This window comes from Pantoea sp. Morm (assembly GCF_016643525.1).
GTDB classification, from domain to species: domain Bacteria; phylum Pseudomonadota; class Gammaproteobacteria; order Enterobacterales; family Enterobacteriaceae; genus Pantoea; species Pantoea dispersa.
Genome location: NZ_VOQX01000023.1, coordinates 25,053 through 44,712 on the forward strand (window position 1 = coordinate 25,053; position 19,660 = coordinate 44,712).

Genomic DNA, 19,660 nt, shown 5'->3' on the forward strand with positions numbered 1-19,660 from the left:
CCGGCGGGGCATTTCAGCCATGATCGGTCAGCGCCTGTGCGGCGCAAATTAATGCCAGATGACTGAGGCCCTGCGGCATATTGCCGCGCCATTCGTCACTGCGCACATCAAACATTTCGTTGAAAGTTTCCACGTTGCCGCGCTGGCACAGTTTGCCGAGAATCTGCTGCATGGCGTTCTCGGCGCGCGTGCATTCTCCCAGCGCCGCCCAGGCTTCCACCAGCCAGAATGAGCAGGCGATAAAGGTGCTCTCTTCCTGTTCCGTGCCGCTGTAGCGATACAGCATGGCGCTACCGTGCCCCAGTTCCTGCTCAATGGCACGATAGGTAGCGCGCATGCGTGCCGGGTTAACCCGGCTGCCGTAGGCATGCACCAGCGCCAGCGCGGCATCCAGCCGTCCGTCGCTGTCGGGATAAAATTCATACGCCTGTTTCGCTTCGTTCCAGCAGTGCGCTTCAATCCAGCTGCTGATGCGGTCGCGCTCGCGCTGCCAGCGTTTCAGCCACGTGGGTTCAATGTGGCGCGCTTCGGCCAGCGCTACGGCACGATCCAACGCCAGCCAGCAGGCCATCTTTGAATGGGTATAGTGCTGCTGTTCCGGCAGTTCCCAGATGCCGCTGTCTTTCTGACGCCATAAATCGGCACAGTGATTAGCCAGCGCACCCAGCATGCGCGAGGTGGCTAAGTCCAGCACGTGCCCGGCGCGAATAAACAGCTCGGCGGTGGCAAGCATGTCGCCATACATACTGAGCTGCAGTTGGTCGCGCGCGTTGTTGCCCACGCGTACCGGCTGAGAATGGTGATAGCCACGCAGCGGCACTAAGCGTTCGGCAGGCACTTCGTTGCCCTCCAGCGTGTAGCAGGTGCGCAGCGCGGTACCGTGGCGAATGATGGTTTTCGACAGCCAGGAGAACGCCGCTTTACAATCTTCCAGCGCACCGAGAAAAACAAAGGCTTTGATGATCAGACAGGCATCGCGTACCCATGCATAGCGGTAGTCATAATTCTTTTCCCCGCCAATGCCTTCCGGCAGCGAGGTAGTGGCTGCCGCCGCCAGCGCACCGGTGGGGGAATACCATAAAAATTTCAGCGACAGCGCCGAGCGGCGCACGTGCTCAGCAAAGCGTCCCTGATAGCTCAGGCTGCGGGTCCAGTCGCACCAGGCGGTATGGCTGGTTTCAATCCGGGTATCGATCGCCTCCAGCGGCGGCACCGCCAGCGGTTCGCGCTCGGTGACCAGCAACGCCACCAGCGAGCGACTGTCCGCAGCCGTTTGCAGCGTAGCGCTGATTTGCTCATCGTCACGCTGTTCGATCTGCCAGTCCTCGCTGGTGCGCAGCATCGCCATCAGATCGCCGATGTGGTATACGTCGCCCTGTTCGGTGCTGTCCTGCCACGGCGAGCGCGTTTCGGCAACGGTGCCAAAGCGCAGCGTCAGGCGCAGGGTCACTTCGCCATCAATGCCTTCTACGCGCCGCGCCAGTTCACTCCACGGCAGACGGCCAGCCAGCGTGCTGTTCAGCGATTCGGTCAGCAGCACGCTGCCGTCATCGGTAAAAAAGCGGGTTTCCAGCACGTTACTGTCGGCGCGATAAGCGCGCTCAATGCGGTAAGGGATGTCAGGTTCAATCTGGAAAAAACCGCCAATCTCCGGGTCGAGCAGGCGGTCAAACAGCGGGGCTGAGTCGAGGTTGGGTGCGCACCACCAGTCAATGGCGCCGTCGGGCGCGATCAGCGCCACCGACCGGCCTTCACCGATGGCCGCGTAGTCGCCGAGACGGGCAAAGCCCTGATCGCGCATCGGCGACTGCAGCGTTTGATTATTCATGGATCTTCCCTGTCAGCAGAAACGGCAACGTGGCCGCCCGCGGCAGCCACGTAATCCGGATGAGCACCCGTATGTCAGAGGGTGCCGGTACCGCCATCAGAGCACCATACCTGGCCTGAGGTGAAGCTGTTGGTGGTCTCCGCAAAGGTCACATACAGCGGCGCGATTTCAGCTGGCTGGCCGGGGCGGCCCAGCGGCGCGCTGGCACCAAACTGCTCGACTTTTTCCTGCGGCTGGCCGCCGCACACCTGCAGCGCGGTCCAGTACGGTCCTGGCGCGACGGCATTGACGCGAATTTGCTGTTCGCCCAGCTGTTTCGCCAGCGCTTTGGTAAAGGCAGCGATAGCGGCTTTGGTTTGCGCGTAATCCAGCAGAATGGCGCTCGGTTCATACGCCTGAACCGACGAGGTATTAATAATGGATGATCCGGCAGGCAAATATTCCAGTGCCGCTTTGGTGATCCAGAACATCGCATAAACATTGGTCTTAAAGGTGGCGTCAAAATCTTCCGTTGAGAGCGTGCGAATTGACTCATTAAATTGCTGGCGACCGGCGTTATTCACCAGAATATCCAGACCGTCGAGTTTTTCTGCTGCCTCTTTTACCAGCTGCTGGCAAAAAGATTCTGAGCGAATATCACCCGGAATAGCCACCGCTTTACGGCCTTCCGCTTCGATTAATTGCACCACTTCAGCGGCGTCCTGCTCCTCTTCCGGCAGGTAGTTGATTGCCACGTCAGCCCCTTCACGGGCATACGCGATGGCTACTGCGCGGCCAATGCCGGAGTCACCACCGGTAATCAGCGCCTTGCGCCCGGTTAAACGGCCAGTGCCGCGATAGCTGGTTTCACCGTGATCGGGACGGGGTTCCATCTTACTGGCTAATCCCGGAATGGGCTGATGCTGCTTTTTGAATGGCGGCTTTGGATATTCCTGGGTAATCAGCGTTTTGTTAGTAAATGAAGTCATACCTATCTCCTTGTACAGTGGAACGAGTAAATTAAGCCTGGCAGAGATGTGATATTTGTCACGTCAAAAAATAAGCAGTCGCGTTTTATTAAAGCGTGGCGGCAGTGGCTGAAATGATATTTTTAGTTACAAAATCACTAACGTAATGATTATTTTAGCGCTGCGTAAGCTGTGCGCATTATTAAGCGAATCGGTCTGCTTGCGGGATAAAGATTTGTTCCTAAGCTCTATGCATAACTTTACATAATAACCGGCGCTGTCCGGCCCGAATATTTATGAGCGATGGCTTAAACGAGGCGTTAAATGAGCGAAGCACAATGTACCATTATATTTAATGGTGAACGCTTAAGCGGAACCGCAAATCAACCGTTAATTGATTTTCTGCAGGAGCAGGGAAAAAAACTGCCTCATGTCTGTTATCACCCGGCGCTGCCGCCGCTGCAAACCTGTGATGTCTGCTGGGTGGAGGTGGATGGCGAAGCCGTGCGCGGCTGCACGTTACGCAGCGCCGAGGGCTTGCGCGTGGTCAGCCAGAGTGCGGTACTGCAGGCGGCACAGCAGGAGGGCATGGACCGCATCCTCAATCGCCACGAACTCTACTGCACGGTGTGTGAGCACAACACCGGCGACTGCACGTTGCATAACACCGTCGCGGACATGCACATCCCAATTCAGTATTACCCCTACCAGCGCAAACCGGACAGCAAAGACCACAGTAATCCGTTTTATACCTACGATCCGGATCAGTGCATTCTGTGCGGACGCTGCGTGGAAGCCTGCCAGAATGTCGAAGTGAATGAGACGCTGTCGATTGATTACAGCGCCGATCACCCGCGCGTGCTGTGGGATGGCGGGACGCAGATTGCCGGTTCCAGTTGCGTCAGCTGCGGTCACTGCGTGACCGTCTGCCCGTGCAACGCGCTGCTGGAAAAAACCATGCAGCCCGACGCCGGTCCCTTCACCGCGATGGATGAAGACCTGAAGCGGCCGCTGATTGATTTCGTCAAATCGCTGGAAAACAGCATCGGTATGGAGCCGATCACCGGAATTTCGCTGATCGATGATGCGCTGCGCAAAGTCGAAATCAAAAAAAACAAAACCGTCTGCACCTATTGCGGCGTCGGCTGCAGTTTTGAAGTCTGGACGCGCGATCGCCACATCCTCAAAATCCAGCCGGTGGCCGATGCGCCGGTCAACGGCATCTCAACCTGTGTCAAAGGCAAATTTGGCTGGGATTTTGTGAACAGCCCAAACCGGCTGACCACGCCGCTGATTCGTGAAAACGGCCAGTTCCGCCCGGCCAGCTGGGAAGAGGCGCTACAGCGCGTGGCCGACGGCCTGCGCGCGGTGGCACGCCAGCACGGCGGTAACGCGATTGGTTTTATTGGTTCCAGTAAAGCCAGCAATGAGGAAGCCTACCTGACGCAGAAGATCGCCCGCCTGATTTTCGGCACCAACAACGTGGACAACTCCTCGCGCTATTGCCAGAACCCGGCGACGGAAGGGCTGTTTCGCACCGTGGGCTACGGCGGCGATGCCGGTACGCTGCGCGATCTGCAGCAGACCGACCTGATCATCACCGTTGGCAGCAACCTGGCGGAAAACCACCCGGTTTTCGCGTCACATATCAAGCAGAGCCACAAACATCGCGGACAAAAGCTGCTGGTGGTCGATCCGCGCCGTCACGAAATGGCTGAGCGCGCCGACTGTTATCTGCGCATCCGCCCAGGTACCGACATGGTGTGGGCGTCGGCGATGGCGCGCTACATGTTCGATCACGGTTATGCCGATGACGCATTCCTGCGCACGCGCGTTAATCAGGTGGCGGAATATCGCGCGTCACTGGCGCCGTTTACGCTTGAGATGGCCAGTGAAGTCACCGGTCTGAGCGTGGCGCAGTTGACCGAAGCCGCCGAGATGATCGGCAACGCGGGCAGCGCCTGCCTGCTGTGGGCGATGGGCATTACGCAGCACAGCCACGGTGCGGATACCAGCACCGCGCTCTCCAATCTGCTGCTGGTCACCGGCAACTACGGCCGCCCTGGCACCGGCGGTTACCCGATGCGCGGTCACAATAATGTGCAGGGTGCCAGCGATTTTGGCTGCTTAAGCAATGTCTATCCCGGCTACGAAAAAGTGACCGATGCGCAGGTACGGGAAAAGTGGGCGCGCGCCTGGGGCGTGGCGCCGGAAGCGCTTTCCTCAGAGGCCGGGCTGGATAACTTCATGATGGTGGAAGACGCGCATAAACAGCGGGTGCGCGCCATGTACATCATCGGCGAAGAGACCGCCTTTTCCGATGCGGACTCGACCAAAGTGCACGAAGCCTTTAGCCGGCTGGATTTCATGGTGGTGCAGGACATCTTCATGAGCCGTACCGCGCAGTTCGCGGATGTGGTGCTGCCTGGCTGTCCGAGCCTGGAGAAAGAGGGCACCTTCGTGAATACCGAACGGCGCATTCAGCACTTCTCGCCTGCGTTTGCGCCGCTCGGCGACAGCCGGCCTGACTGGCAGATACTGACTGAGGTCGCCGCGCGTCTCGGCCATCACTGGCACTACCCGAATCCCGGCGCCATCATGGCAGAAGCTGCGGGTATCGCCGCGCTGTTTGCCGGGGTCAACTATGAGAACCTCGTCGGCTGGCAGTCACAGCTGTGGCCGGTAAACGCCGACGGCAGCAGCACGCCGCTGCTTTATACCGAGGCGTTCGCCTTTCCTGATGGCAAAGCGCGTCTGTACCCGCTGACGTGGCAGCCACCGATGGAAGCGCCCGATGCGCAGTACGACCTGTTGCTGAACAATGGCCGCATGCTGGAGCATTTCCAGTCGACCAATCAGACCGGGCAGGGTGGACGCATCAAATCGCTGTCGCCCAACTGGTTTGTTGAGATTTCGCCACAGCTGGCGCAGGAGCGGCAATTACAGCAGGGCGACTGGGTGGAGCTGCGTTCGCGCCGGGGCAGTGTAGAGGTGCCGGTGGTAGTGACTGAACGGATGGCCGGCAATGTGTTGTTCATTCCTATCCACCACGGCAAACCGGGGGTGAACGGGCTGACCGGTGAACACCACGATCCCGACGTCAACACCCCGGCCTATAAAGAGATTGCGGTGACGATGCGTAAACTGGCGCATGCGCCACAGCCGCACCCGATTCCGCTGCACAACTTCCGCCACGGCCAGCGCACGCCGCTGGATCATCTTCCCGTTGAACAAAAATGGCAGCAGCCTGAATACCGGTTGCCGCCTGAACACGTTTCGCATCCGGAGAAAAGCTAATGGCCGAACCGCTGCACTATCAACCCACTCCGACGCGCACCGAACCCAGCGCGCAGGAGGCGCTGAACGAACTGCTGGAGAATCTGCATCAGCACGGTTTCCTGCGCCTGGCTAATGACATGGTAAAAGCCAACAATGACATCGGCAAAATCGTCGCCGCCGGGCTTAACCGGCCCGGCACGCAGAATGCGGTTCAGAACCTGTCGCTGCTGTTTATGACGCTCAGCACCGTACCGCCGGAGCGTTTCAACCATTTACTGCTGGCGCTGCGGGATGCCCTGCTGGCGATGAAGCCGGCCAGCGACACGGCGCAGCAGGAAAAAAGCGCGCCGGGCGTCAGCGGTGTGCTCAAACTGCTGAATGATGAGGCGCTGTGGCAGGGCATCCGGCCACTGCTGGCGGCGCTGGAAACCTTCGCACGCGCAATGCAGGGTGATGAGGAGAAGCCGATAACCCGCTACAGCGGTAAGCCGAGCCGTGAGTAGCCAGGAGTGGGTGCTGCTGATCGCGCGCGGTCAGTTTGCCCTGACGATGGGCATGCACATTACCCTGGCAGCACTGACGCTGGGGCTGGCCCCGTTTCTGGTGTGGTTTGAAGCGCGCTGGCTGTGGGGCAGACGGCCGGAAGCGCATCAGGCGCTGCACTTCTGGATCAAGGTATTCGCGCTCACCGTGGCGATTGGCACGGTTTCCGGCGTGATCATGGAGTTTCAGTTCGGCACCCACTGGTCGGTGTTTGCCAGCAAAGCGGGCGGCATTATCGGTCCGCTGATGCTGTATGAAGTGCTGATCGCTTTTTTCCTCGAGTCGGCGCTGACCGGCGTGATGCTATTTGGCATCGATCGGGTGAAACCCGGCGTGCATTTCGCCATTACCTGTCTGGTGGCGCTCGGCGCGATTTTTAGCGCTTTCTGGATCCTCGCCGCTAACTCCTGGATGCAAACTCCGCGCGGCTTTACGCTAAATGATGCGGGGCAGTTCACGCCGGATAGCGCCTGGAGTTTGATTTCCGCGCCCTCATTTGGCTGGCGGCTGGCGCACATGCTGCTGGCCTCGTGGATCAGCGTGGCGTTTTTGCTGGGTGGTGTCGCGGCGTGGCGCCTGCTGCGTAATGCTGGCGAGGCCGCCAGCCGGCTGATGCTGCGCAGCGCGCTGACGGTGTCGCTGTGCATCCTGCCGCTGCAGATGGTGGTGGGCGATCTGCACGGCGAAAACACCCGTGACTATCAGCCCGCCAAACTGGCGGCGATCGAGGGCAGCTGGCAGCCGCCTGCGCCAGGGGAGGGCGAGCCGCTGCGGCTGTTTGCGCTGCCCGATCAGGTGCAGCAGCGGAACCACGCCGAGCTGGCAATCCCGGCTATCGGTTCGCTCTATCTGCGCCATAACCTCAGCGGCCACATCAAAAGCCTGCGTGAGTTTCCGCGCGACAGCCTGCCGCCGGTGCTGCCGGTGTTTTTTGCCTTTCGCCTGATGGTGGGACTGGCGCTGCTGATGCTGCTGAGCAGCCTGGCGGGCAATGTGCAGCGCTGGCGCGGTCGTCTTGATCAGTCGCGGCGCGTGCTGCGTCTGCTGGCGCTGATGTCACCGGCTGGCTTCATTGCGCTGCTGGCGGGCTGGGTGGTGACGGAGGTCGGCCGGCAGCCGTGGACGGTATACGGCATGCTACGTACCGCCGACAGCCTGGCGCCAATGTCCCTCGGCAGCAGCGTCGCCATTTTCGTGTCGGTGGTGGTGATTTACGCACTGAGTTTTGCCTTTGGCCTGTGTTATCTGCTGCGCCACCTGGCGGCACCGCTGCCGGATCCGCAGGCGACGGCGGTAGCGGAAACCATACAGACGCCAGCCTGAGGAGGGTGAGAATGTTGGTCGAACTTTCTGCGGTGCTCCTGCTGTTTGCCCTGCTGATGTATCTGGCGCTGGATGGCACGGATAGCGGCGTGGGGATGCTGCTATACAGTTTCGACCAGCCACAAGAACGGCAGTGGATGGTGCACAGCCTGCTGCCGCTGTGGGATGCCAATGAAACCTGGCTGGTGTTGCTGGCAGGCGGCATGCTGGCGCTGTTTCCGCCGCTGTACAGTCTGCTGTTACAAACGCTGAAAGTGCCGCTGTTTCTATTCCTGCTGGCGCTGTTTTTGCGCGGGCTGGCGCTGGCGTATCGCGGTCAGCCTGGCGAGACCGGGCGACGCTGGCTGGACCGGCTGCTGATGGTCAGCTCGCTGCTGGCGGCGTTTCTGCCAGGCTGGATGAGCGGATTGATGCTGGTGTCGCGTCCGCCCAGCGGGATTGTGATTGATTTTTCGCTGGTGCCGCTGCTGTGCGGCCTCGGGCTGGTGGCGGTTGATCTGCTGCTGGGCTGCTGCTGGCTGTGCTGGCGCATTGGCGAGCCGGTGGTGGAGCGGGCGCGGGCGCTGGCCATGCTGTGGTGGGTGGTGACGCTGGCCTGCTTTATTGCCGTGTTGCTGCTGGAGCCGGCGCTGTGGCAGCAGAGCTGGCAGCGCTGGCCGGGAAAAGTGTTGCTGAGCCTATTGCCTGCGCTGTGGCTGCTGCAGCTGCTCACGCTGTGGCGGGAAGCGATGGTGGCGTTATTGATGATCACGTTGGTACAGACGGGTGTGGTGGTCGCGGCGCTGGCGTGCGGACTTTATCCGTGGTTGCTGCCGTGGCAGCTGGAGATGCACCAGCAGGCCTCCTCGCCGGTGACACAGGGGTTCGTGGTGACGGGTTTGCTGATTGTGTTGCCGCTGACGCTGCTGTACCACAGCTGGGCGTTCTGGGTGTTTAAGCGCCAGCCGCAGGCATAAATAAGTGTTTATAACGGTATTATTCGCTGGCACGTTTCGTAGCGGCGTGATTTATCACGCTGATCAAACCGCTGCGCCGCTGTGTTTTTGCGCAATAAATTGCGCCGCTACGATTGGTGCAGAATGTGATGACGGTACTGGTCGCTGGCACGTTTCGTAGCGGCGCGATTTATCGCGCTGATCAAACCTCTGCGCCGCTGTGTTTTTGCGCAATAAATTGCGCCGCTACGATTGGTGCAGTATGTAATAACGGAATTATTCGCTGGCACGCTTTGTAGCGGCGCGATTTATCGCGCTGATTCAATCGCTGCGCCGCTATGGCTTGTGCTGGGTGGATGAATCCACCGCCGGAATGCGCATAAACAGCGTGCCGCGATAGGGGATCGGCAGGAAATCACGGAACAGGGTTTCCAGCGTCTGCTGCGGATCGATGTCGGCGAACAGCTGCGGATACAGCGTTTTTGCCATGAACTCGGTCACCGCAATATGCCACGGGCTGAGATAAAAATTCATCCAGATTGCCGCTGCATGGCCGTTGCGAATCGCCTTCAGCTCACGTAAGCCGTTCTGCTGCGCGGTGAGCTGACGAAAACTGCTCAGCACCGCGTCGGGCGCGACGTCCGGCCCGAGGCGCAGCAGGCCTGCGCTGGCGTTATCGCCAAAGCCGGTGGCGAAGTAATACTCAGGCTGGGCTGCGATCACCTGCTCCTCACTCAAACGGCCAAACACGCCGTGCTGGGTTTTGCCAGCAATATTGTCGCCGCCGGCGGCGTTGAGCAGCTCGCCCAGACTGCCGTTAATCGCCGTCACGCAGCACTCGTTGCGCCGTCCCAGATGCAACTGCAACAGCACCGTGGGTTTCGGCCCGTGATAGCGCGCCAGCCGTTCCTCGATCACCTGCAGATGCGCACTGTAAAAGCGGTTGAACGCCGCCGCGCGCGCCTGCTGATTCAGCACCTCACCAAAAATCTCTACGCTGCGCCGGGTGTTCTTTAACAGATGTACGCGCAGATCGATCTTCACTACCGGAATATGCGCAGCATTCAGGATGCTGACCAGCCTCAGATCGGCATCATCGTAGCGCGCCAGACTCGGCAGAATGACCACGTCCGGTCGCAGGGCGAGAATCTGCTCCGGATTGATCGCCTGAGGGCCGCCCGATCCGAGCGTCGGGATGTTCAGCATCTGCGGAAACCGCTGCGCAAAACTGTTCCACGTCTGGCTGTCATACTTTTGCAGATCGCGCGGCCAGCCGACGATGTGGCGGAACGGGTCATCCGGCGCCAGCAGTGCCAGGGTATACAGCATGCGGCTCTCACCCAGCACGATGCGCTGCGGATTATCGGGAATCTCCACCCGATTGCCGTCAATATCGGTGATCACCCTGGCCAGCGCGCTGGTGCTGAACGCCAGCAGCAGGAGGGCAGCCAGCCAGGCTCGCCACGTCAGCGGCTTTTTCGCTCGATCAGAATTCAACGCTGGCCTCGACCATCAGGTTACGGGTTTCCCCTTCGCGCACGCGCAGGTTGCCGCCGCTGGAGGTGTAGTAGTGCTTATTGAACAGGTTATTCAGGTTAAGCTTCAGCTGGGTTTTCTCGCCAAACAGCTGATTATTCCAGGCGATAAAGCTGTCGGCGACCACATAATCCGGCAGCGTAAAGCTGTTCTCCGGATCGCCGGCGCGTGAGCCAACGTAGCGCGCACCGCCGCCGACGCGGAAGCCACCGGGAATGCCGTTCAGCGTCAGATTATGGCTCAGGTAAAGTGCCCCGGCGTGACGCGGTGCGTTCTGCAGGCGGTTGCCCTTGTTCGCCGGGTTGACGCCATCGTCGACGATTTCGGCTTTATCGTAGCTGTAGTTGGCGCTCAGATCCCAGCCCGGCAGCACTTCTCCATTGAGCTCAAATTCAGCGCCGCTCGAACGCGCTTTATTGATGGCGCGCGTGGTGCCGTTGATATTAAGGGACATATCGCGTTCGTCGATGCGGTACAGCGCTACGCTGGCAAACAGCCGGGGCGAAATCTGCCACTTGCTGCCCACTTCCCATGTGGTGCCCTGTTCCGGCTTGCCGACGTTGCCGTCATCATCGACGTCAGTCGACGGCGTAAAGGATTTGCTCACGCTGCTGTACAGTGAGACATCCGGCGTCAGTTTGTAAATCAGCCCGGCCTGCGGCAGGAACTTGTTGCCCTCGCTGTCCAGCGTTTGCACCACCGGATCGAAGCCCTTTGACGCGCGCTGTTCATAGTGCTGATAGCGTCCGCCCAGCACCGCAATCCAGTCGTCGGTGAGCGAAATGCTGTCTTTGGCGTATACCGAGCGACTGTGCAGGCGGTTAAGCAGGTTGGCGTTGGCGCTATTTTCACTGCTGCTGTTGGTGATCGGTGCCAGCATATCGTATTGCGGATCGTACAGGTTGAAGCCGGTGTTCGCTTTACCCTGATACTGGTGCGCACGGTAAGTCTGGTTCATTTCATAATCGGTGCCGAACACCACATCGTGCGTCATGCCAAACAGCTGCGGCGAACCGATCACATCCCATGCTACGTATTTGGTTTTATGGTTGAAGCCGCGGTTGGCATCGGCGCGGCGCGTCACCACGCCGGTGGCAGGATTGAGCGCCGTGACCCGCACTTCGTTGTTGTCGTACTGACGCTGGTTCCAGCCAAAAGTCAGGCGCGTGCTCCATGCCTCATTAAACTGCCAGTCGTAGTGCGCGTTCAGGGTTTTATTGTGGCCCCACGCATGGTTAGCTTTATCGTCAAGGCGATCTTTATAGCCAATCGCCACCGGTTGACCGTTAACAAACGCCGTGCCGCGATCGTAAGGAATATCGTACTGATAATCTTCGTAGCTGATGAGGAAGCTGGCCTGCTCGCCATACCACTGTAGCGAGGGGGCGATTAAGGTGTGTTTATCGCTGCCGAAATTGCGCCAGTAATCCTGACTTTGCTTTTCAGCAATCAGGCGAAAAGCAAAACCGTTGCCGAGCGGGCCGGTGACGTCCAGCGTGCCGGCGCCGCCGCCCTCGCTGGCTGCGCGACCGCTGACTTTGGTGTGCCAGGTGTATTGCGGCTTTTTGCTCACAATATTGATCACGCCACCGGGATTCTGGATACCGTACAGCAGCGAAGCCGAGCCCTTCAGCACCTCGACACGTTCGGTGGTGGCATCAAAATTCAACCCCTGGCTGCTGCGCACGCCATCACGATAGATGGAACCATCCGAGTTGCTGCCAAAGCCGCGGCGTACAAAGCCATCTTCGGTACCTGCCAGCGTATTGCCTTCGCTTACGCCGCTGACAAAGCGCAGCGCGTCGGCGAGGCTGGCGGCCTGATAATCCTCCAGCTGCTGTTGCGTCACCACGCTCACCGATTGGGCTTCATTGAGGCGCGACACCGGCGTTTTACTGGCGACCGAACTGCTGGTGGCGCTATAGCCGTCGTCACTGTTTTGCTGCTGCGCCGTCACGGTGAGGGTGCTGTTTTGTTCAGCGGCAAGGCTGTCAGTACTGCTGAGTGCCGTTACGCCGTAAATAGCGGCAAGGATAGCCGGATGGCACAGTAATTTAACCGCCCGCGGTGAGTTGTTCTGCATCGAATATAAACCTGGTGTAATTGCGGGATTATTTATTCCGCGCAACGAAGCTATCAGTAAAATACTGCCGTTGACGAACAGGACATTCGCGGCCCGGCATTGTTATGCCATCAGTCAGCGGAAAAAGGCGGCTGAGATGTAATTGAGAATCATTCAAACATGAAAAAATGTAGTAGTAAACGTAAATGATGGTGTGGATACTACAGCAGAACGCGGTAGAAAATTTTGAACCGGGATTGTCAGAAAATTTATTTACAATCAGTCGATTATGCTTTTTTTGTAGTTTGAGGCTGGCCGGGTTAAGCCAGGCGTGAAGGGAGTGGGCAGCGGTAGCGGCGCAAATTTTTACTACAAGCCGGCCTGCCGACGCGGTTCACAACGATGCGGTATTACTAACAGGCAACATAATGGCGGCAAATAACATTAAAAATCGGGTGGATGTATTCGGTGAACGCTACCGTGCGCGCGTCACGACATTATCGGCCAGCCTGCAAACGGTGGCGCGATATATCCACGAACATCGTGAGGCTATATTAGACGCGACTGCATTGGATATCGCCCAGGCCACCCAAACCTCTGACGCCACCGTGGTGCGCACCGTGCAGGCGCTGGGCTTTGCCGGTTTGCGCGATCTGAAAACCACGCTGGCCGCGTGGTTTGGTCCGGCGCAAAACTCGGAAGAGAAGATGAGAGCAACCATCAGCGAACTGTCGTGTGACATCAACTCCGGCATCGATTTTGTGCTGGGCGGCCATCAGCGCGCCTGCGAAGTGCTGGCAGAACCGGTCAACCGCCAGGCGGTGGCAGCTGCGGTGACACTGTTGCTGGAAGCGCGTCAGGTGGCGCTGTTTGGCATCAACGCTTCCGGCATTCTGGCGGAGTACAGCGCGCGACTGTTCCGGCGCATCGGCCTGCCGGCGGTGACGCTTAACCGTGCCGGGATTGCGCTGGCAGAACAGCTGATTACGCTACAGCGCGGCGATGTACTGATCATGATGGCGCAGAAATCGGCGCACCGTGAGGGCATGACGACGCTGAAAGAGGCGCAGCGGCTTGGTATGCCGGTGATTCTGCTGACCCACGCGCTGGATTCGGCGTTTGCGCAGCAGGCGGATGTAGTAATTAACGTGCCGCGCGGCGGTGAAAATGGTCGCATGCCGCTGCACGGTACGGTGCTGGTGTGCCTCGAAATGCTGATTCTGGCGGTGGCCTCTGCCAGTTCGGCACGCACGGTTAAAACCATGAAACGCATTCAGGATCTCAATCGATCGCTGAAACCCACGTCGAAGAAGGCGGGATAACCGCACATCACTCAGGCGCGGCGGCGGGGCTATTCACTCCGCCGTTCGCTTCCGGATCTATTTCACAGACTCGCTTGCAAGGCGCGCGTGGCTGTCGTTAATATTAAGGAAATAAACATTTCCTTAATGAGTCCGCGTTAACGGCGCGGTAGCGCAGGATCGCATCCAATAAGGAAATAATCTTTACCAAAATAACCGGAGAACGCTTATGTCACTGCCTGCCCTGAACGCCGCGCCGCGCTGGTCACAGCCCGTCGATCACCTGCCGCAGTTTAACCATGCTTACGCCACGGTCGCGGGCGTGCGGCTGCACTACGTCAGCGGCGGCAATGTGCAGGGACCAGTGCTGGTACTGCTGGCGGGCTTTCCGCAGAGCTGGTTTGCCTGGCGTAAGGTGATGGCGCAGCTGGCGGCAGACTACTTTATCATTGCGCCGGATCTGCCCGGCCAGGGCGATTCCGACAAGCCTGCCAGCGGTTATGACACCACCTCGCTGGCGCACAGCGTGCAGGGATTGTTGCAGCAGTTAGGGGTTGAGCGTTACTACCTGGCCGCGCATGACGTGGGTGCCTGGGTTGCCTGGCCGCTGGCGATGCTGCACGGTGATGCCATCAGCAAACTGGCGCTGCTGGATGCCGGCATTCCCGGCGTGACGCTGCCGGATGCGCTGCCTGCGACGCCGGACAAAGCCTGGAAAACCTGGCACTTTGCTTTTCACCTGTTGCCGGATCTGCCGGAAGCGCTGATCGCCGGTCGTGAAGCGCTCTATCTGCAGTGGTTTTTGCAGCGCAAAGCAGCCAGCCCGATGGTGTTTGGTGACGAAGAGATGGCGGAATATGTGCGGCTGCTGCAGCAAAACGGCGCCTCCGCGCCGGCATGGCGGCGTATCGTGAGGTCAGCACCTCGGCGGAGCAGAATCGTCAGTTGTTGCAAACCCGGGGAAAACTGGCGATCCCGCTGCTGGCGGTGAGCGCCGATCAGGGTTCGATTGCCGATATGGCCCAGCCGCTGCGCACTTTTGCGGCCGACGTCAGCGGGATTCGCCTCGCGCACTGTGGTCACTTTATCCCGGATGAGCAACCGCAGGCGCTGGCCGACGCGTTACGTCAGTTCTTTGTGTGACGCATCACTTAACCCTGATTATCCATGTGTAAGCGGCCGAGCCGTGAAGGGGGGGGGCGGCTGACTTGCAATAGCCACTGCATTGCGGCTAAGATAGGAACCAGTTGGTTTATAATTAAAGGGGAGGGCAGTGATGAAGAACCTGACCGTAATCGGTCGCCCGCGCGAGTTCGAGCTGGAAGAGGCCGCCCGCAGCGCCATGCACGTTTTCTGGGATCGCGGCTATGAAGCGGCGTCGCTACCGGATTTGATCGCCGGAACCGGTTTATCGCGCGGCAGTCTCTACAAGGCGTTCGGCGATAAAAAAGGGCTGCTGCTGGCCGCGCTGGATATCTACATGACCGAAGGTCTGAAAGCCACCTCGGATATTCTGGCGCAGCCCGGCGCGGTTAAAGCGGCGATTCGCGCCTCGCTGCTGCGTTATGCCGCGCTCTCCAGCGGCGAGAAAGGGCGGCGCGGTTGTCTGGTGGTGTCACTCACCACCGAGATGGCCGCGCATGATGAACAGATTGCCGAACGCACGGGACGCATGTTCCGGCGTTTGCAGCAGCTGTATGCGGCAACACTGGTGCGCGGTCAGCTGAGCGGAGAACTGCCCGAGCGTGATGAGCAGGTGCTGGCCCGCTTACTGGTTTGCCAGATTGAAGGGATGCGCATCCTCGGTAAAACCGGGGCAACGGAAGCAGAAATGAACGCCGTAGTGGACTGCACGATGCGTCTGCTCGACTAATTTTTTTATCCATATTGGAACTAATCGGTTCCTTAGTGAGGTGTTGTGATGTCCGATCCGCACGCGTTAAATCCCGAGCCACGCCGCTGGGCGATGTTTATCGTCCTGCTGACAGGCGCATTTTTACCCCCGCTGGACTTCTTTATTGTCAATGTGGCGCTGCCGTCGATTCAGAGCGACTTGGCCACGTCCGGCTCGGCGGAGCAATTTGTCATCTCGTCCTATGCCGGGTTTTATGCCGTCACGCTGATCACCGGCGGTCGCCTCGGCGATCTGTTTGGCCGCGGGCGCATGTTCTTCGCTGGACTGACCGGTTTTGCAGCGGCTTCTGCGCTGTGTGGCTTTGCCTGGTCACCGGGCGCGCTGATCGCTGGTCGCGTGCTGCAGGGCATCACTGCAGCGATTATGGCACCGCAGGCGCTGGCCTCGATTCAGGCGATTTTCCCGGAGGCGGAGAAATCGCGCGCGCTGAGCCTGTACGGCGCGGTATTTGGCCTGGCCTCGGTGATTGGCCAGGCGCTGGGCGGCATCCTGATCTCACTCAACCTGTTCAATAGCGGCTGGCGCGCCATTTTCCTGGTCAATCTGCCGGTGGCGCTGCTGGTGGTGTTGTTTGGCATCCCGTTGATTAAAGAGACGCGAGCTCAGCACGCGCGCAAGCTGGATTTTGGCGGAATGGGACTGTCGATGATGACGCTGGGTCTGCTGATCGTGCCGCTGATTGAAGGACGGGAAGCGGGCTGGCCGCTGTGGGCCTGGCTATCGCTGCTGCTGGTGCCGGTGCTAGGCACTCTGTTCTGGCGCTATGAAAGCCGGCTGGCAAAGCAGGGCGGCGATCCGCTGATCGACCCGGCGATTTTCAGCGTGCCGGGGCTGGGGCTGTCCATGCTGCTGGCGCTGCTGTTCTACTCGATTGGCGTATTCTTCCTGCTGTTCTCGATCTATTTACAGGGCGCGCTGCATCAGGGCGTACTGAGCGCCGGGCTGATCTTCCTGCCCTTTGGTGCGGGTTTTCTGCTGGGGCCATTATCCACGCCCGCTGCGCGACGGCTGATTGGGCCTTACGTTAACGCCACTGGGATGGTGCTGGAAGTGGTCGGCCTGCTGGGCCTGGCGTGGCTGATGGCCAGCACGCCGGTCGGGGTGTCACCGGCGGCGCTGCCGCTGGCCCTGGGGTTGTTTGTGGTGGGGTTTGGTCAGGGGCTGGCGCTGCCGACGTTGATGCACATCGTCACCGGACGCGTGGCACCCGCCTGGGCCGGGATGATTGCCGGTATCGCCAGCTCCACCTTGCAACTGAGCACGGCACTGAGCGTGGCCATTATCGGCGGGATCTTTTATGCCGTGCTGGGCACGGGCAAGGGGCCGGGAGAGATTACCCATGCCTTCATCGTGGCGATAGTGTGTATGTCGATTTGTCTGGCGGCCGGCGCGCTGCTGAGCATCCGGCTAGCGCGCAGGCCTGCCGCACAGGCGGCGGTGCTTAAATCCCTCAGCTAAGTTCGGTCGCTCAAATCAATCGCGTCCATTCCTCAGAACGACATCGTGACACCGGCGTACCAGGCGCGGCCCGGTTCGTTATAGGTCGATGCCCCGGCATTTTCGCGATAAACGCGCTTATCAAACAGGTTATTGATACCGGCGTTGGCGCTCAGGTTTTTAGTGATGTCATAGTTGAGGTTCAGCCCGACAATGGAATACGGGCTGATTTCACGCTGCGACAGACCACGGCTGGCCTCGAGGCTGGTTTCCGCATACTGACGTGGCTTCTGCCGCCCGTATTGCGTCCAGTTGATGTTGGCGCTGAGCGCCTCGGTCGCCTGCCATTCCAGCTGCGAATTGATGGTGAATTCCGGAATTACCGTCAGCGGGTTGCCGGTTTTTTTGCTCTCCGAGCGGAACATATAGGTGGCATTGGTGCGCCACTCCAGCGTGTCGGCGATCAGCGGGATGCTCAGATTGCCTTCCAGCCCTTCGACGATCGCTTTGCCGCCGTTTTCCCAGCGCAGCAGGTTATACGAGCCGGTTGAAGCCACCGGCGTGGTGCCGGAGATGATTTTGTTTTTGTAATCATTGCGGAACCAGGTGATGCCCGCGACATAGCCCTGATGACTGAATTCAATGCCCACTTCTTTATTCACACTGATCTCGGGATCAAGGTCTTTGCTGCCCAGCAGGTAACAGCGTGACAGGCCAATCGGACAACCGTTGCCGCGCGTCGACAGGATGTAGCCCTCAGTGGACTGATACAGGTTTGGCGCTTTAAAGGCACGCGCAATACCGGCTTTCAGCGTGAAGTAATCACCGAGGCCCTGCGACAGGTTGAGGCTCGGGCTCCAGTTAGCGCCAAACTGATCGTGATAGTCGAAGCGCAGGCCGGGGATCACTTCGGTGGAGTCGGTGGCGGCGATGTTGTCTTCGAAATAGAGCGAGCTGATGGTGGCGCTGTTTTTACTGTCACGCTGCGAACCGTCGCTGGAAACGCCGCCGAAATCGACGCCCGGTGCGCTGGTGGCCTGTACCGATGCCGGATCGTTAAGCTCATCGCGATTCCACTCAGCACCCAGCGTAACGGTTTGATCGACCAGCAGCTGCAGCGGGAAATTGATCTCGCCGCCGGCGCGATAGCTCTCCAGCCGGCTGGTAGCGTACGTATCGCTGTTGATCATCCCTTCGGTGCTGCCGCCGGAGCCTTCTTTCAGGCGGGTGTTATTGGTTTTCTCATAGCTAAAGTTGAGCTTAGAGGTGCCCCAGTCCCAGATGCCGTTGTGCACCACTCCATAGTTCTGGCGATACAGGCGGTTGGTTTCGCTGCCGTACAGCGCTTCCACCAGTCCGTTGGCGCTGGCATTGCTGTTGCTGTTTTGCGTGTCGCCGGCATAAATATTGCCCTGGCGACTGTAGCCATAGCTGAAATCGACAATCTGCGTCGGGGTGATTTTCCACGACAGCACGCCATTAATGTCTTTGTTACGCACCCCTTCGCGTCCGGCGGCGTAAGCGCCATTTTGCGCGGTATTGATGTCGAAGGCGTCGGCATCCGTTTTGTTCAGGTTGCCGTACAGCCGCATGGTGAGTGCCTCACCGGCCAGCGGACCGCTGACGTTGAAGTTCGCGCGGCGGGTGGCGCCTTCCTTGTCATCTTCTGGCTGGTTGGTGAACAGCGACAGCGAGCCGTGCCAGTCATTGGTCGGGCGTTTGGTAATAATGTTGACCACACCGCCGGCGGCACCGGAGCCATAACGGGCAGCGGCCGGACCGCGTATCACCTCAATGCGTTCCACCATTTCCGGTGGTACCCAGTTGGTATCCCCGCGTGAGTCGCGCTCACCGCGCCAGCTGTAACGCACCGAGTTACGGGAGGTGACCGGCACGCCATCGATCAGCACCAAAGTGTTTTCCGGGCCCATGCCGCGAATGTCGATCTGGCGATTATTACCGCGGCTGCCGCTGGCGCCGTTACCGGTGAGGTTAACGCCGGGCATTTTGCGGATGATGTCCGCGAGGTCGTTAACGGGCGGACTTTTTTTGATGTCTTCAGCGGTAATGGTGGAAACCCCCGGCTGCTGCTTCAGCTCCTGCTCTGCCGTTACAATCATCGACTCATCGTCGGCCAGCTTCTCCGTGGGTTCAGCGGCAAACACCGGTGAGGTTAACAGGCCTGCCAGGCACAGTGCGACCGGACGCTTTTTGCCACATACAGTTACATTCACTTATATCATCTCCCTGATGCGTTAACATTTGTAAGCAAATGCGCATGATAATGAGAATGGTTTGCATTGTATATTGGTGTGCAACTTCTTTACATTCCTGCGTAAATCGCCTCACCGTGCCGCTTTTTTGTCAGTTTTTGTCAGCAGGGCAACATAGTGGCTTAGACAGGAACGTTATGGCTCATAAGCAAATCATCCAGCGTGGCAGGATAAGCAGGTGCCTGATTTGCGGTAACAATCTGATTTTTGCGCGACGACAGGGCCGCGTTCAGGCCAGCAAAGAACCCTATTGCCGGATTTCGGCAATAGATATCTGTTTT

12 protein-coding genes and 1 pseudogene are annotated in these 19,660 nt (G+C 59.2%); 8 read left to right on the forward strand and 5 right to left on the reverse strand.

Translation table 11 applies throughout. The annotated features are described in order from the left end of the window. Positions 1-13: 13 nt before the first annotated feature. Entirely contained in the window at positions 14-1,828 is a 1,815-nt protein-coding gene (locus FT726_RS10455) for a glycoside hydrolase family 15 protein (protein ID WP_288422380.1), read from the reverse strand. A 74-nt stretch (positions 1,829-1,902) separates the two neighbouring features. Next, positions 1,903-2,796: an SDR family oxidoreductase gene (locus tag FT726_RS10460; protein WP_058770520.1), complete on the reverse strand. Its 894-nt coding sequence runs from the start codon at positions 2,794-2,796 to the stop codon at positions 1,903-1,905. Between the two features lie 303 nt (positions 2,797-3,099). Between FT726_RS10460 and fdhF the strand changes: the two genes are divergently transcribed. From fdhF to FT726_RS10480, 4 genes are read left to right on the forward strand one after another with little or no spacing between them, the layout of a single operon-like run. Then, entirely contained in the window at positions 3,100-6,072 is a 2,973-nt protein-coding gene (fdhF, locus tag FT726_RS10465) for a formate dehydrogenase subunit alpha (RefSeq protein ID WP_288422382.1), read from the forward strand. Then, entirely contained in the window at positions 6,072-6,557 is a 486-nt protein-coding gene (locus FT726_RS10470) for a hypothetical protein (RefSeq protein WP_021509544.1), read from the forward strand. Before fdhF ends, FT726_RS10470 begins: the two co-directional genes overlap by 1 nt. Beyond that, positions 6,550-7,920 (forward strand): cytochrome ubiquinol oxidase subunit I, encoded by a 1,371-nt coding sequence (locus tag FT726_RS10475; RefSeq protein WP_288422384.1) that lies wholly within the window; start codon positions 6,550-6,552, stop codon positions 7,918-7,920. Before FT726_RS10470 ends, FT726_RS10475 begins: the two co-directional genes overlap by 8 nt. An 11-nt stretch (positions 7,921-7,931) precedes the next feature. Further along, positions 7,932-8,876 carry a cytochrome d ubiquinol oxidase subunit II gene (locus FT726_RS10480; protein ID WP_158251402.1) on the forward strand — a complete coding sequence of 315 codons (945 nt, stop codon included), beginning with the start codon at positions 7,932-7,934 and terminating at the stop codon, positions 8,874-8,876. Positions 8,877-9,191: 315 nt separating this feature from the next. Here FT726_RS10480 and FT726_RS10485 read toward each other — a convergent pair whose 3' ends face one another. Both FT726_RS10485 and FT726_RS10490 read right to left on the reverse strand, forming a co-directional pair. Beyond that, positions 9,192-10,352 carry an ABC transporter substrate-binding protein gene (locus FT726_RS10485; RefSeq protein WP_407075064.1) on the reverse strand — a complete coding sequence of 387 codons (1,161 nt, stop codon included), beginning with the start codon at positions 10,350-10,352 and terminating at the stop codon, positions 9,192-9,194. Continuing rightward, positions 10,342-12,474 (reverse strand): TonB-dependent siderophore receptor, encoded by a 2,133-nt coding sequence (locus FT726_RS10490; protein ID WP_346302788.1) that lies wholly within the window; start codon positions 12,472-12,474, stop codon positions 10,342-10,344. Before FT726_RS10490 ends, FT726_RS10485 begins: the two co-directional genes overlap by 11 nt. A gap of 407 nt (positions 12,475-12,881) precedes the next feature. On the opposite strand from FT726_RS10490, the gene FT726_RS10495 reads away from it, so the two are divergent. From FT726_RS10495 to FT726_RS10510, 4 genes and pseudogenes are all read left to right on the forward strand, one after another. Continuing rightward, complete coding sequence (locus tag FT726_RS10495) at positions 12,882-13,775, forward strand: MurR/RpiR family transcriptional regulator (protein ID WP_288422387.1); 894 nt, start codon at positions 12,882-12,884, stop codon at positions 13,773-13,775. Between the two features lie 208 nt (positions 13,776-13,983). Next, positions 13,984-14,897: pseudogene (locus FT726_RS10500) on the forward strand (alpha/beta fold hydrolase). Between the two features lie 133 nt (positions 14,898-15,030). Then, positions 15,031-15,627: a TetR/AcrR family transcriptional regulator gene (locus FT726_RS10505; protein ID WP_058770527.1), complete on the forward strand. Its 597-nt coding sequence runs from the start codon at positions 15,031-15,033 to the stop codon at positions 15,625-15,627. A gap of 48 nt (positions 15,628-15,675) precedes the next feature. Beyond that, entirely contained in the window at positions 15,676-17,127 is a 1,452-nt protein-coding gene (locus FT726_RS10510; protein ID WP_346302789.1) for an MFS transporter, read from the forward strand. 32 nt (positions 17,128-17,159) lie between these two features. Here the strand turns inward: FT726_RS10510 and FT726_RS10515 are convergent, their stop codons facing one another. Further along, a complete protein-coding gene (locus FT726_RS10515; RefSeq protein ID WP_288422392.1) occupies positions 17,160-19,340 on the reverse strand; it encodes a TonB-dependent siderophore receptor in 2,181 nt (726 codons plus the stop codon). Positions 19,341-19,660: the final 320 nt, after the last annotated feature.

Coding starts and splice junctions, on each gene's coding strand:
- FT726_RS10455 (WP_288422380.1), bottom strand. CDS start 1,828: ATGAATAATCAAACGCTGCAGTCGCCGATGCGCGATCAGGGCTTTGCC.
- FT726_RS10460 (WP_058770520.1), bottom strand. CDS start 2,796: ATGACTTCATTTACTAACAAAACGCTGATTACCCAGGAATATCCAAAG.
- fdhF (WP_288422382.1), top strand. CDS start 3,100: ATGAGCGAAGCACAATGTACCATTATATTTAATGGTGAACGCTTAAGC.
- FT726_RS10470 (WP_021509544.1), top strand. CDS start 6,072: ATGGCCGAACCGCTGCACTATCAACCCACTCCGACGCGCACCGAACCC.
- FT726_RS10480 (WP_158251402.1), top strand. CDS start 7,932: ATGTTGGTCGAACTTTCTGCGGTGCTCCTGCTGTTTGCCCTGCTGATG.
- FT726_RS10490 (WP_346302788.1), bottom strand. CDS start 12,474: ATGCAGAACAACTCACCGCGGGCGGTTAAATTACTGTGCCATCCGGCT.
- FT726_RS10495 (WP_288422387.1), top strand. CDS start 12,882: ATGGCGGCAAATAACATTAAAAATCGGGTGGATGTATTCGGTGAACGC.
- FT726_RS10505 (WP_058770527.1), top strand. CDS start 15,031: ATGAAGAACCTGACCGTAATCGGTCGCCCGCGCGAGTTCGAGCTGGAA.
- FT726_RS10510 (WP_346302789.1), top strand. CDS start 15,676: ATGTCCGATCCGCACGCGTTAAATCCCGAGCCACGCCGCTGGGCGATG.